The sequence below is a fragment of the Veillonella sp. VA137 genome (assembly GCF_003992015.1).
In the GTDB taxonomy this organism is placed as follows: Bacteria; Bacillota; Negativicutes; order Veillonellales; family Veillonellaceae; genus F0422.
In genome coordinates, this window is the sequence record NZ_RQVK01000005.1 from 52,765 (window position 1) to 66,759 (window position 13,995).

General features: G+C 40.7%; 19 protein-coding genes. 18 read left to right on the plus strand and 1 reads right to left on the minus strand.

What is annotated here, in order from left to right; genetic code table 11:
• The first annotated feature begins 154 nt into the window (after nt 1-154).
• From EO116_RS03550 to EO116_RS03585, 8 genes are all read left to right on the plus strand, one after another.
• Nucleotides 155-2,167 (plus strand): tape measure protein, encoded by a 2,013-nt coding sequence (locus tag EO116_RS03550; RefSeq protein WP_127160660.1) that lies wholly within the window; start codon nt 155-157, stop codon nt 2,165-2,167.
• 284 nt (nt 2,168-2,451) lie between these two features.
• On the plus strand, nt 2,452-2,832 hold the full coding sequence (locus EO116_RS03555; protein ID WP_127160661.1) for a LysM domain-containing protein: 381 nt from the start codon (nt 2,452-2,454) through the stop codon (nt 2,830-2,832).
• Entirely contained in the window at nt 2,829-4,334 is a 1,506-nt protein-coding gene (locus EO116_RS03560) for a hypothetical protein (protein WP_127160662.1), read from the plus strand. The genes EO116_RS03555 and EO116_RS03560 overlap by 4 nt, the downstream gene beginning before the upstream one ends.
• A gap of 1 nt (nt 4,335) precedes the next feature.
• Nucleotides 4,336-4,749 (plus strand): DUF2577 domain-containing protein, encoded by a 414-nt coding sequence (locus tag EO116_RS03565; protein ID WP_127160663.1) that lies wholly within the window; start codon nt 4,336-4,338, stop codon nt 4,747-4,749.
• Entirely contained in the window at nt 4,746-5,162 is a 417-nt protein-coding gene (locus tag EO116_RS03570) for a DUF2634 domain-containing protein (RefSeq protein ID WP_127160664.1), read from the plus strand. Before EO116_RS03565 ends, EO116_RS03570 begins: the two co-directional genes overlap by 4 nt.
• Before the next feature lie 4 nt (nt 5,163-5,166).
• Nucleotides 5,167-6,225 (plus strand): baseplate J/gp47 family protein, encoded by a 1,059-nt coding sequence (locus tag EO116_RS03575; protein WP_127160665.1) that lies wholly within the window; start codon nt 5,167-5,169, stop codon nt 6,223-6,225.
• Nucleotides 6,226-6,234: 9 nt separating this feature from the next.
• Nucleotides 6,235-6,855: a putative phage tail protein gene (locus EO116_RS03580; RefSeq protein ID WP_127160666.1), complete on the plus strand. Its 621-nt coding sequence runs from the start codon at nt 6,235-6,237 to the stop codon at nt 6,853-6,855.
• Between the two features lie 3 nt (nt 6,856-6,858).
• Complete coding sequence (locus EO116_RS03585; protein WP_127160667.1) at nt 6,859-8,130, plus strand: pyocin knob domain-containing protein; 1,272 nt, start codon at nt 6,859-6,861, stop codon at nt 8,128-8,130.
• A gap of 198 nt (nt 8,131-8,328) precedes the next feature.
• Here the strand turns inward: EO116_RS03585 and EO116_RS08715 are convergent, their stop codons facing one another.
• Nucleotides 8,329-9,255 (minus strand): site-specific integrase, encoded by a 927-nt coding sequence (locus EO116_RS08715; protein ID WP_127160668.1) that lies wholly within the window; start codon nt 9,253-9,255, stop codon nt 8,329-8,331.
• A gap of 32 nt (nt 9,256-9,287) precedes the next feature.
• Between EO116_RS08715 and EO116_RS03595 the strand changes: the two genes are divergently transcribed.
• The 10 genes from EO116_RS03595 to EO116_RS03630 all read left to right on the plus strand — a co-directional run bounded on the left by EO116_RS03595 (nt 9,288) and on the right by EO116_RS03630 (nt 13,655).
• Complete coding sequence (locus EO116_RS03595; protein WP_127160669.1) at nt 9,288-9,686, plus strand: hypothetical protein; 399 nt, start codon at nt 9,288-9,290, stop codon at nt 9,684-9,686.
• 12 nt (nt 9,687-9,698) lie between these two features.
• Nucleotides 9,699-9,863 (plus strand): hypothetical protein, encoded by a 165-nt coding sequence (locus EO116_RS08460; protein WP_164726060.1) that lies wholly within the window; start codon nt 9,699-9,701, stop codon nt 9,861-9,863.
• On the plus strand, nt 9,844-10,209 hold the full coding sequence (locus tag EO116_RS03600; RefSeq protein WP_206168319.1) for a hypothetical protein: 366 nt from the start codon (nt 9,844-9,846) through the stop codon (nt 10,207-10,209). Before EO116_RS08460 ends, EO116_RS03600 begins: the two co-directional genes overlap by 20 nt.
• Entirely contained in the window at nt 10,178-10,351 is a 174-nt protein-coding gene (locus EO116_RS08465; RefSeq protein WP_164726061.1) for a hypothetical protein, read from the plus strand. Before EO116_RS03600 ends, EO116_RS08465 begins: the two co-directional genes overlap by 32 nt.
• A gap of 1 nt (nt 10,352) precedes the next feature.
• Nucleotides 10,353-10,733: a hypothetical protein gene (locus EO116_RS03605; protein ID WP_127160671.1), complete on the plus strand. Its 381-nt coding sequence runs from the start codon at nt 10,353-10,355 to the stop codon at nt 10,731-10,733.
• A 10-nt stretch (nt 10,734-10,743) separates the two neighbouring features.
• The gene (locus EO116_RS03610; protein ID WP_127160672.1) at nt 10,744-11,835 is read left to right on the plus strand and encodes a hypothetical protein; all 1,092 of its coding nucleotides are present in this window, start codon (nt 10,744-10,746) and stop codon (nt 11,833-11,835) included.
• A gap of 40 nt (nt 11,836-11,875) precedes the next feature.
• Nucleotides 11,876-12,295 carry a hypothetical protein gene (locus EO116_RS03615; RefSeq protein WP_127160673.1) on the plus strand — a complete coding sequence of 140 codons (420 nt, stop codon included), beginning with the start codon at nt 11,876-11,878 and terminating at the stop codon, nt 12,293-12,295.
• Between the two features lie 78 nt (nt 12,296-12,373).
• A complete protein-coding gene (locus EO116_RS03620; RefSeq protein ID WP_127160674.1) occupies nt 12,374-12,703 on the plus strand; it encodes a hypothetical protein in 330 nt (109 codons plus the stop codon).
• Nucleotides 12,700-13,221 (plus strand): N-acetylmuramoyl-L-alanine amidase, encoded by a 522-nt coding sequence (locus EO116_RS03625; protein WP_127160675.1) that lies wholly within the window; start codon nt 12,700-12,702, stop codon nt 13,219-13,221. Before EO116_RS03620 ends, EO116_RS03625 begins: the two co-directional genes overlap by 4 nt.
• Nucleotides 13,221-13,655, plus strand: a complete 435-nt coding sequence (locus tag EO116_RS03630) for a hypothetical protein (RefSeq protein WP_127160676.1) — start codon at nt 13,221-13,223, stop codon at nt 13,653-13,655. Before EO116_RS03625 ends, EO116_RS03630 begins: the two co-directional genes overlap by 1 nt.
• Nucleotides 13,656-13,995: the final 340 nt, after the last annotated feature.

Below are 13,995 nucleotides of genomic sequence, written 5' to 3' on the forward strand. Positions count from 1 at the left end.
GTGAGACATACCTTGCCTATGTAGCATTCGTAAAATACAATATCCGTCCCTCCGAGTTCATTAACATGGACTTAGAGGAACGGGCTTGTATTTACGCATTTATGCAACAACACGCCAAGGATGAGAAGAAAGCACAGAAAGGAGGCGGGATCTAGTGGCAACGATTACAAACTATATAAACTTATCAACGAATATTCCAGCGGTTGCTCAAAGTGCAGCAAATGGGATGATAAACCTTGCCAACGGCGCTAATAATGCGACTGGCAAAATGCAACAATTTATTAATGTCACAAACTCAGCTAAAAGCGGTTGGGGAGGATTCCTTGCATCGTTTACAGGCAATTTCTTTGCAGACTTGGCAATGCGAGGTATTAGCATGGTCACTGGCGCAATTAGCAGCCTTAATCAAACAGCCAACGAGTTTAATTCGATTCAAGCAAGGCTTAACTTGGTCACAGGCGATCAAGCAAATGCAGTAGCATTGAATAAACAAATTTATGATTCAGCAATACGAGCCCGTGGGGGTTACATGGAAATGGCAGAATCTGTAACGCAATTATCGATGTCAGCACACGATGCATTCCCTGACCCACGTGAGGCGGTTGGATTCATGGAGGGCATTCAAAAATTATTCGTTATTGGCGGTGCAAGCAAGGCTAGCCAAAAGAATGCTATGCTCCAATTAACCCAAGGTATGGCAAGCGGTCAATTACAAGGTGATGAGTTCCGTTCCATTGCAGAGAATGCACCAATCATTGAAAATATGATTGCCAAAACGATGGGTGTAAGCCGTGGCGAACTCAAGCAGTTAGCAGCGGATGGTAAAGTTACATCCGAGGTAATTAAGAAGTCGATTATGGACAATATGCCAGAAATTGAAGCACAATTTGCTAAAATGCCTAAGACATTTGATGACCATATGACGGAGTTAAAAAACCGGGCTATCAACGCATTTACACCAGTATTTGAGAGATTAAAAGATTTTGGTAACAGTGAAGTCATGGGTAGGATGTTTGACGGCATAGCCAATGCCATAGAATATGTAGCGCCGTTCTTCTATTGGCTCGTAGGAGTTGCAGAATGGGCAATGTCAGGAATTACCACGGCATTCGGAGCGGTCAGCGATTTCCTCAGTGAAAACTTTGGAATCGTTGAGGTGGCATTAGGTATATTAGCAGGCGTGATAGCTTATTATGCTACGATGTCCTTAATTTCCGCAGCTAATACGGCGATTGCAATGGGAGCTGTTGCTGCTAAAACGGTGGTCGATTGGGCAGAAACCGCAGCTATTATTGCCATGGAAGCGGCACAATATGGATTGAATGCAGCAATTGCTTTATGCCCAATTACGTGGATTGTTGGTGGGATTATTCTTCTTATAGGATTATTCTACTTAGCCGTTGCTGGAATCAATTACTTCGCAGGTACTTCAATTAGTGCCACAGGTATTATATTTGGGGCTTTTGCATGGTTGTGGGCAGGCATTAGGAATACATTTACATTTGTATGGAATTTAGTTGCAAGTGTAGCCAACTTCTTGGCGAATGTATTCCAAGACCCATTGGCGGCAATTTATAATCTATTCTCCGACATTTGGAGCAACGTGGTTGATTTGATTGCGACGGCTGTAAACTCATCAATAGATTTGATTAAGAAGATACCAGGAATGTCGCTTCTAATCGGTAATGCTCACGTAACAGCGGATGATTTTAAATTTAGCCATGCGCCAGTAGCGGGCGGAGAAAAAACGATTATGCCTAAAATGGAGATGGTTAACGCAGCAGATTATGCGAGCGCAGGATATGCTATGGGTGAGAATCTATTCAATTTTGAAATGCCAACTCCTACGATTCCTGAGTATAAAGCCAAAGAAATGGAAGGTACTAAGAAAGATGGCACTCCAAAAGATTCAAAGGCGGGTAAAGAAACCGCCAATAATACGAAACGAATGGCGGATGCGGTTGAGATGACGGCGGATGAAATTAAAGAATTACGTGAAAGTGCGGTTCAATCGGCGCTTAACCAATTCAACCAATCTCACGTCATCGTGAATGTGGACATGGATAACAACATCTCCAATGAAATGGAATTAGACGGAGTAACATCCAAGTTGCTTGATGGCATTCGTAATGCAGTTGGAATGAAACGGGAAGGGGTGGCAATGTAATGTATTATTTCTTCTTAAATTCAATGCAGATACCAATTCCACCACCTTCGATGACTACATCCATTAATGGGAAGAACGAAACCATTGACCTAATTGGCGCTGGAGAGGTTAACATTGTTAAGCCGCCAGGGCTAACAGATTGGTCATTCAAAATATTACTTCCTAACAACGATTACCCTTTCAATCAATCTCTTATTATGAAGTCGAAAAAGGCGGAGTATTACCTCGACAAACTCAAGCGATTTAAGCAAGAGAAAAAGCCTTTTCAGTTTATCGTAGTACGGATGAGTGAAAAGGGTGACATGCTTAGTATGACCAATACTAAGGTGACGTTAGAGGATTACTCAATTGAGGAATCTCATGAGCTAGGCATTGATTGTGAGGTGCCTATTAAGCTCAAGCAATGGAAGGATTGGGGAGCTAAGAAACTATCTGTAGAAACCGATGAAAAGGGCAATGCAAAAGGCACGGTCACAACCAATCGACCATCAGATAAAGCGCCTAATCCAACGGTTAAGGTAAAACAAGGCAACACCTTGCAACAAATTGTAAAGCGTGAATTTGGAAACACTGACAATCTATTTGCCATTGCATCGCTCAATAAGGTTGCAGTTCCTGCTGTACTTGCGGTTGGTCAAGTTATTCAGTTGAAAGAAGGTAAATGATGGTTAATCAAATGGCAATGCCAGTACCGTATCGATACCAACTCATCATAAGAAATGGTAATGATCAATACCTAGTAGACCCTTTAGAGGGAGTGCAAGTCACAAGAGGAATTGACGGCATTCCCTCTAAAATGTCGTTTAAAGTGATGACAGACGGAATCTTGCAATTTGAAGAGGGGAACGCCATTCAGTTCAAGTTAAATGATGACATCGTATTTGTTGGTAATGTGTTTGAGAAATCACGCGACAAAAGTGGTGTAATCAGTGTTACCGCCTACGACCAATTACGATATTTGAAGAATAAGGATTGCTATGTATATGGCGGTATTACAGCAACTGACCTAATTAAAATGATAGCCACTGATTTCGGATTACAAATAGGCGAACTTGACAATACGCAGTATGTCATTCCATCTACCCCAATGCGTGTAGAGAAGAATAAAACTCTCGTTGACATCATTATGTACGCATTAGAACAAACGGTAATCAACATACCAAAGCATGACCTTTACCATCTATATGATGATAAAGGAAAACTTATGCTAAAGTCGCTTGAAGCCATGAAAACAGACATCTATATTGATGATGACGTGATGGAAAATATCAATTATAAAACATCGATTGATAAAGATACATTTAATCAGGTGAAAGTTGTCCGTAACGTGCCAGATGGAGACAAGAAAAAGTTAGTAACTACCGCCATTTTAAAAGATGATGAAAACATCAAAAAATGGGGGCGATTGCAATACTTAATGATACCAGACGATAAGGTAGCGAATGCAGTCGATAGGGCTAAGCGAATCATAAGCCTAAAGAATCGTAAAACTCGTGAGATTAGGCTCAAAAATGTCATTGGTGACATTAGGGTGCGTGGCGGTACCTTGTTATACCTGAAGAAGAATCTAGGCGATATTGTGGTGGATAATTACGTTATGGTGGAATCGGTAACTCATACATTCAAACATGGCTACCACTCCATGGACTTAGATTTATACTACCAAGGCGACCCTGCTAAGTATGAAGTTGCCAAAGATGAAGATGCGAAAGCGGTTGAGCAGATTAAGGCGGCGGAGCAGAAAAAGTCGCAACATAATGGAGGTAATGCAGTGGCAGGAGTTAATCCAAATCAAGTAGATTACGGATTCCAAGCAAATGAAGGCATGGTATCCCAATATGGCGAAGTCGGTTGTGTAGACGTAGCTGTAAAAACTGGTTCTTATTACAACAAAGACCTCAAGGAGTTAGCCGATAGAGGGGTGACAGATGTTGATACTCTTGAAAGTTCGTTAAAAGCCAAAGGGTACAAAGTAGAACTCTTTAATGGCTATGCTAACAAAGGCGACTTGCTCGTATACGGCAATAATGATCACGTTATTATCGCAGATGGCGCAGGCGGTGGATTTGGCAACAGTTCAAGTCGTGGCCATGCCATGAGATATGGCGATGTGAATTACGCATGGGGTAATGGTGAAGCACCTACTAAGATAATAAGGATGACGTAGCATGGAAAATGATTTTAACAAATTAGTTGATACTTTCAAAACACTAGTCACTGACACCATGAATGCCTACGTCATGAGTGATATCGTGATAGGTGAAGTTATTAGTGCTAGCCCCTATCAAATTCAAGTTGACCCTAAGATTATTATCCCTGAAAGTAATCTAGTGTTCACTAAGAATACCACGGATTGGACGGCAGAGATTAGTGTTGACCACGTCACAGAGAATAGAGGCGGTGGCGGTGGATATGCTGAATTTGCTAGTCACAATCATGATTATGTTGGTAGGAAAAAATTCCTTATCCATAATGCATTGCAAGTTGGAGACAAGGCAATTCTAATTCAAGAAAGTGGCGGACAGCGCTATATTGTGCTTGACCGCTGGTACAATCCGAATAGGGGGTGCACTACTAAATGAGTGATAGGTTAATACCAAATGAAACCATCGCAGATGTTACGATTACTCATCAACCTAGTTACACGTACGCCATTGACTATGCTAGAGATAGCCAAATTAGAGGGTTTACAGATGAATTAGAAGCGATGAAACAAGCTATCTATAAGATTATTAACACAGAGCGGTACGAATACATCATATACAGTTGGAATTATGGAATTGAACTGCAAGACCTGTTTGGACAGCCTATACCATACGTATACGCAGAGTTACAACGACGCATCTCGGAAGCCTTATTGGCGGATGATCGCATAAAGGATGTGTACGGATTTGAGTTCGGACATAACCAAGGCGATGTATTCACAACCTTTAGTGTAGATACTATCTACGGTACTATTACAGACTTGAGGAAGGAGCTGATTAACGTTGTATGAGCATATGACGGCTGACAAAATTGAACAGCGCATGCTTGGTAGGGTCAATCATGCATTCGATAGGCGTGAGGGGTCAATCATTTATGATGCAACAGCTCCCGCATCTATCGAATTATCTGAACTCTATATTATGGCCGATGTGATTTTAAAAGAAACATTCGCCAAAACGGCGAGCCGTGAGTTCTTGAAATTACGAGCCTCGGAGTTCAATATATACCCAGAAGAAGCGACTTTCGCAGAGGTAGAGGGTAAATTCAATGCCCCAGTCCCTTTAGGAAGTCGTTTTAATTTTGAAGAATACAATTTTATCGTTGATGAAGTGATTGATGATGCCAACCATAGGTATAAAATGCGCTGTGAGACACGTGGACGTGGGGCCAATGGATGCATTGGATATATCACACCTGTAGTTCCTGTAAACGGCCTTACAAGCGCTGAAATCGTAAAAATCATAACTCCAGGTGAAGATGAAGAAGACACAGAAGTGTTCCGCAAGAGATACTTTGAGATGTTGAAATCTAAAGCCTATGGCGGTAATGGTGCTGATTACAAGGAAAAGGTGCTTGCCATTCCAGGTGTTGGCGGTGTGAAAGTGTATCGTTGTTGGAATGGCGGTGGTACCGTCAAACTTGTCGTTACCAACAGCGAGCACGGTGTAGCAGATTCTGAACTTATTAAAATGGTTCAAAATAAAATCGACCCAGTGCCACAAGGTAAGGGTTACGGGATTGCTCCAATTGGTCATACTGTAACCGTAGTCAGTGCAGAGCCATCACCGCTTACAATTACAGCAAGAGTGACGTTGAGCGGTGGAAGAACACCCCAAGACTTACAACCAATCGCAACCAAGGCGATAGAATCCTATTTACTAGGTATTCGCAAAGGATGGGGAGAGAATGACGATAGAGGTCGTGACACTGTAAGGACCGCTTACATTGTTGCTGAAATCTTAAAACTTCCGAATGTTATTGATGTTGATTCCGTCACAATCAACGGTAGAAGTGATAAGGTGCTACTTGAGGCACATCAAATTCCTACCGTTGGTCGATTAACATTAACATAGGTGGTAAATATGGAATATAGACGTAACGACATTGATATATCACAATTCCTACCACCTGTTAGCCGTGATAGTCGGGATATCCAAGAAATCATGCGTGTAGAGAATCCCGAGTTCATACTTTTATGGGGAATTATGGCTGATTTACTTGATAATCAGTTCATTCCTACCATGGGTGAACTTGGATTGTCACATTGGGAATGGATATTTGACGTATTACCCCAAGACACTGACACCATTGAAGATAGACGTAATCGGATATTACGACTATTAGCTGGTACTAGACCTTACACCGTGGAGAAACTTCAAGAAATGCTTGATGCCACGTTTGGTCGTGGTGCTGTTGGTGTGGATTTGAACGAAAATCTATATGAAATTTGGTTTGTTTTGAGTAAAGAAATGCGTGAACGATCAAGTGAAGTTATTAACTACGCTGAGCCAATTGTTCCTAAGAACTTACTGCTCAAAACCCTTGTTGAAGAGAAGGTTCAAACAAAATCTAACTTTGGTGGGGGGTTATTCTTAGTTGATAAGGAGATCACGATTCTTAAACCTAGAAATTATGATATTTCAACTACCATTTATAACGGTGGAGCCCTTGCAAGCACCACTATTGAAATTACAAGGAGGTAACAGATGGCGTGGAGTCAAGCCTATCTAACAGATGTTGGCAAGCAATTACAAGCATCCGTTATGGCGAACGAATTAAAATTACATATTGAAGAAATTTGGCTAGGGGATGGCAATGTAACTAACGTGGAAACAGCCAACAACCTAGGCTCAAAGAAATTGAAATTACAGATTGCTGGAATCACGCAAGATAATACCGAATGCTTAGTTCGGTTCAGAATCTCAAACGAATCTATTCAAACGCCTATTGTCATGCGTGAGATTGGCTTTTACGCTAGAGATAAACGAGGTCAATTAATACTTTACTCAATAATGAAAGATGAAGACCCATCCACATTGCCAGTGATGAATGGTCAGGCTATTTATCGCCAAAATATGAATGTGGCGTTTGGGTTCAGCAATGCTCAACAAGTGACATGTAATGTGACGTTACATGAAGGTTTGAACGAGCAACAAGTAGATGCGAAGATTACAGCTCACAATGCAAATGACACTGCCCACAATTTAGATAGATATGCTGGTGGTTCCACCATTCCAAGTAATATCCGTAACTGGAATGATTTAACGAAACCAGGAATCTATGAATGCAACGCAGGAGTGCTAGGATGGGCGAATGCCCCAAGCTCCAGTAAAATCTATCCATACGGGCAAATTCATGTGACTAAAACCGATGGAAACGTCATCACGCAAACGTTTTATTCTCACGGACAAGGAAAAGCAATAAAACAAGCCAGCCGTACGTTCTATGTTGCTTGGGGTGCATGGCAATACTTTGGAGATTGGGACAATACGATTACAGGTATTGCCAAACATAACGAGGGCATTAATGTGACTAAAGGCGATGCAACGGAACTTGTTAAGTTAATCACTAACAACAAGTCCGACTCTAACACCTTGTTAGCGCCTACATTGGCTGTAGTTAAGGCGCTTATTGGTGATGTGAATATTGATGTAACGAGTATCTTAAAATCCCAAGGAGTTCGTTACGATTTTAGTAACGAAAATGCTTGGTACATATGCTTAGGGTCCTCGTTCGGCGGCCTAATTATCCAAGGGGGAAAATTCATTCCTGAAACTGCAAATATTACGTATTCCATTAGATTCACTAAAGTATTGGCAGTACTCCCCATGATGTTAGATGAGCCAACGGCATGGCACGAAATGATGGTGCGGCCAAAGTCTATCACAACAAGCAATTTTAAGATCGTAAGCGGAAGCAACAACACTAATTACCCTAAATCTCGCAATAATGGTTGCTGGATTGCGATAGGAATTTAACTTCCGTAAGCTAGCCATGTAGTTAGATAATTTCTATTGTCGTGGGAATAAAGTTTAAAATTACGCAATGTTACATCTTTGTAACTTGGAGCATTTACACCCCAACCTTTAGTTGCTTGGATACCTAAAACTTTCCGCTGGAATGCAATAGGGAAAGCTACTAAGTCGTCATTTGTTTCAGTTCGTTTTCCCCCTTGGTCATTTAAGCAATTTGATTGCCTTACGCAATTGACCTAATGATTTATGGGTGTACACTCCATCGGTAACATTGCCACTAGCATGCCCAAGCAGTAATCGCTTCGCATTGTAATTAGCGCCCTCGTTATCAAGGCGTGTAGCGAAGGTGTGGCGACAGTCATGGGTGGTGTGTTTGGAATTAATGGCACGCATTACCTTATTAAACTCACGGCTAAGTGATGAATAGGTGCGACATTCCTGAATGATGTATACCGCATCAAGCCGTCTTTCAATAATGGGCCATATGCGATCATGAATAGGAATTGTTCGGATTCCTGATTTAGTTTTGGCCGATGTGATCCTAATCGTGCGCTGTTTACGGTTAACATCACGAGATTTGAGGTTGATTAATTCCGAGGCCCTCATTCCCGTGTAAAGCAGAATCAGGGGAATATCATGCAATGGGGATTCTAACCGCCATAATCGGTTGATGGATTGGGTGGTGAATGGTTTGTGTGGTCGCACTGGCTTATTGTGGCCAAGGTTTAGGAATTTGGCATAATTAGTGGAGCACCAACCGTTAATTATGGAGTAGTCAAAAATCTGACTAATGAGTGTGCGGACCTTCTTGCAAGAACTGTAAGATAGCCCAACACTTAGCATGTAATCAATTATGGCTTGCAGTTGTAAGTATGTGATGTCGCTCATTGCTACATTGTGAATGCTAACAAGGTGTGAGAATGCTGAACCGTAGTTATTTAGAGTGTTAACGCTAACACTCTTAGAATGCGACGGTAGCCACATTTCGTAGACTTGCTGGAGTGTTAAGGATGTACGAGATTGGTTAAGTGCATTAACCGCTTCATCGTAGGTTGCGAAATAGCCAACCACAGAATAAACAACATAAGGGCGCTTGGTTGCGCCCTTTATCTTTTGAATTAATTTCATTTTGATTACCTCGCTGAAAGGAGAATAAAGAAATGGAAAATAAGTACGTATTTATTTTAAATGAAAAGGGAGCTCGTGTAACATCCCTGTTAGTAGGCGTGCATGCTGAATCAGAAGAGTCATGCCTTGAACTTGCCAAGAAAGAGTACCCTGATCATAAGTATGTGGCAGGTGGAGATGAAATGCAAGCGCAATTCATTGCTTACAAATGCTACGTCAATGGGGAGTTCATTGACTACGTTCCTGAGGTTGTCGAGCCATCTAAAAAGGACAAAATTGAAGCCTTGAAGAAAGAGGCGGAGACAGAGCGCGATAAGTTAAAAGAAGTCTTCTTGACTAAACAAATGAAAGGCTTGCCTACTGACGATATTAAGGCACAGTTTAAACAAATTGATGTTGACCTTATTAAGAAGATTCGTGAGTTGAAATAGGAGGGATTTCCGATGAAAGAACAATATTGCGAATGGTGCGGTTCGGTGCTGTTAGAGAACGGTCGTTGCCCGATTGAAGATTGTGTACAAAATGTCTTGATCGATGAACTAGCAAAGGCTGAACAAGAGGCAACGGATAAAACAGAGGAAAAGAAAGATGAAAATCCAACAGCATGATTTCGTGAAGGAGCAGGGCGTGCCTTGCTCCTTCGTTGTGGAGTACAACAGGGATGTACAAGCAGATGACCTATTCGCCGTGGTACGTGTGAATGCAAGTGACGAGGAATACGTGGCAAGATTTGACGTCGTTAAAATAGAGAATGTCGATGAAGATGCAGTATCTACATTCAAACTAACTCTTGATAGCGACATTCCTCAAGGTCGATATGTCTATGATGTCTTTGTTTACGATGCAAATAACAAGCCAAAGGCAAAAATTTTAAAAGGTCACATCCTAGTCAAGGCGAGCATCTCAGATAGGGGGCGAAAACATGGGCGAGACAGTGGTAATACGAACGTATGAAGATGATGAAGGCATTGTAGACGTTGTAAAAGTAAAAGAATTAACCATGTGTGCGCATGAGGATCAAAACCAATCGACAACAAAAGCCATTATCGAGGATAGAGATTTCTTAGCATTATATATTTTAGAACGAGGTAATTAAGATGAAATTAGTTGAAAGAATCACCTTAGTGGTGAAAGAAATTGGGAAAGACATTAAGGCGTTGAAAAGCCGTGTATTGACGTTGGAGAGCAATGCAGGAAATGGTGCAGTTGATGAATCCGTGATTACAAATAAGGTGAGTGAAGAAATCGCCAAAGTAGTGGGTGGTGCTCCTGAGACGTTCAATACTCTAAAAGAGATTGCTGACTATATAGAGCAGGATAAAACAGGTGCGTCTGCAATGGCAGAAAGTATTAACAAGCGATTGCGAGTTGATGAACAGCAAACATTATCTGAGCAAGAGCAAGCAAACGTATTAGGAGCATTAGGGTTTACTGATACGGATTTTGTAACAGCATACAACACAGCGGTGAATGGCTAGGAGGGAAAAGATGGGAATTATCGAAGATATTAAACAACTAGCAACAACAATCGGCGAAGATGTTAAAGCATTAAGGGATGAAAAGGCTAGCAAGGCGGATATTGACAAAGCATTAGTTTTGCTAGACGGGCTCACTGGTGTAATCCGTAAATCACAAGTTAATGAGGAATTTAAAAATTCTTTATTGTCAAGAGCAATTGTGAAAGCCCTCGGAGACAAACAAACGATTCCATTTAAAGAAGTCAATGAATCGAACTTCCAATTATTTGTTGACTTTATCAAGAATAATGTGAGTATAGTCAATCCGACTACAGAATTTAAGGGAAGAGTATTTGCAGTACTAAAAGACGGGAATACCACAGTAACGATTAAACTAGATGATTCTTCAATCAAAAGTGGGTACAAAATGAAAGTTGTCTACACCAAAGGCAACGAAATAACAGAAGTAATTACAAACAGTGAATTTACTGTAGTTGACCCAGTTGAGTGTAAGTATCTAGTATTCAAAGATACTGATGTAATAGATGTTGAATATTTTACTGTGTATTTAAAAGAACTTGAAAAGCACGATAATGTGACGGTGGAGATGACAGAGGAAGCCGACGGTTCAGTGATTATTACCAAAATCATAGACAACAACAACTATGACATCTATGATTTGACAAATCATGGACTCTATGTTGAGGCTATTAAAAAACAATTCCAAGAGCAGTTCCGAAATAAGGATTATGACAACACTGATATTAACTTTTTAAAAGAAAGGGTTGAAATCAATGGGCAAATCAAGGTGTTAAAATTCCACTTTGCTAACACAGTTTTAGAGCCTAAACTAGGATTTAAAGTGAAAAGCGGATATGGAAGCCTATATTTCTTCAAAAACAATCCAAAATACATTTACGTATATTCGAAAAGAGAAACAGGTCGTTTCTTAGACATAAATGGTCGAGTTGGGATTGTATCAAACAACAAACTAGGCGGAAAGGTAAATGCAAATTCGGTTATTTCGAAATTTGATTCCGAAAGTAGCTCTTTTAAAAGATATACAGGCATCACACGTGAAAGTCTTGAAGATTGGTTAAAGACAAATCCAGAAACACTATAGAAATATATAAAGCACCTTATGAATATTATAGGGTGCTTTTATGAAAGAAAAACGAATGAATTATGGATTATTAGAAATTGTAACACTGGTGAGCGGAGTGTTCGCCATTGCCAAGATGGTCGTATGGCTCTATGATTCTAAAGTATCGACGGAACGAGAAATGGAATTGCAAAAAGTGAAAAACGACTTCTTGCTCAAACAGGACGAACTCCAAAAGCGCCTTGAAATACAAGGCGCCACAGCAGAGAATACGGTCAAAATGAACACGCAGGCAATGCAACACCTAACTGAGAGCACAAGAGACCTCAAGGAAACAATCAAGGAAACGCAAGAGCAGATGGTGTATTTGACCAAAGAACAAGCTACATTAAAAGCGTCGGTAAAATCTGCGCATTACCGTATTGACGAATTAAGAGAGCGAGGATGCGACAATAGAGTTAAACGAAATTGTAATGATTAATAAGGCTAAAGATGTATTCCAAAACATCCGAAGAATGGCCTTATATGAACGTGGCCAACATATGAGATTGGAGATTTTATGATTAAAAAAGAATTAATTAATAAGGCCAAGGATGTATTTAACAACATTCGTATTGCCAATATTCACCCGACAGGAGTATTGGCAACACGATTACTAGTGTTAGTAATGCTAGTGCCTATCTTGCTAGTAGTTGTTGAATACGTTCTAGCCTTTGTTAAAGGAAACGTTTCCGATAATTTAAGCAAGTTGATTACGGTAGGAATCAACATTATCGACCATATTTTTATTCCGTCAGTATTGACCGCATTAGTAGGGTTTCTTGCCCTATGGGTAGATAGAGACGGTGACGGTATTCCAGATCAATTAGAAAAGGAGGAAAAGAAATGAAGATTTTTATTAATCCAGGACACGACCCTAGGGTAGATAGTGGGGCAGTCAACCCTAATACTGGTACAAGAGAGTGTGACGTAGTTCGCCAAGCTGGTGAAATGCTTGCTGACTACTTAACTAATGCAGGGTGTGAAGTTAAAATCATGCAAGATGATGACCTTGATATGGTGTGCGCTACATCCAATGAATGGGGTGCTGACTTATTTGTATCGTTGCATTGTAACGCTTGCAATGCTCATAATGCACGTGGAACGGAAACCTGGTATAAGTCATTTAATGGGCAGAGACTCGCAAACTACATCCAATCACAAATTATTCGGAGCACTACCACTATTGACCGTGGCGTTAAACAGTCCGACGGCTTATGGGTGTTGAAACATACAGATGCAGTGGCAGTTCTTGTTGAGATGGCTTTCATCGATAATGACGATGATTTGGAATTTATGAATGCTAACCTTGATAAGATTGTAAGGGCTATTGCAAGAGGTGTGACGGATTACCAAGGAGGAATTTAATGCATGACAGACTTAAAACGTATTTCACTCGGTATTCTGGCACTGTATATATTATGTTGGCCATCCTTATCATTGCATGCGGATGGTTTATCTTTGGCGGAGGTAACGACTCCGACCATAAACGTGCCGTTGAGCACATGGAACGAGTTAAAGAAGAACAACGCAACAGCCTTGAGCTTAATCAGGCAGTCAAAACTTCCATTGAGCGAAGCGCACAGCTTAATCAACAAGCAAGCGAACGAATTGTCAGAGCTCAAGAATATCAACAACAGACAGTCGCAAGAATTGATGAAGGCACAAAACGACTTGATCAAGCAGCAGCAATCCTTGAACGAAATGAACGCCTCATTGAACGAGTTGAGCAAGGACATCAAGCGCAATCACCAAACGGAACGGCGACTACATCGCCAAAGAAATACATGGGCACTGATTAGTGGGTTATTGCTTGTTGGATTAGCTGTTAAATAAAATTTTATATACTAGAAAAGCCTATCAACCACTGATATATCGGGATTGATAGGCTTTTTTTATTAATAAAATACTTGCAAATAACACGAAAACGTGTTATAATATATACATAAGGAAGGAGGTGAAACCGTTGAAACGGTATAGGAAGAAAATAAAAAAGTGGCTACCAATTATAACAGCACTTATCCAACTAGCGATTGCGGTAATAGAACTGTTAAATAGGTAACCACAGGGGCTCGAAAGAGCCCCATATCTTCCATACTATTATATCAATGGAATGCATATGATTTCAAGGTTAACTTTAAT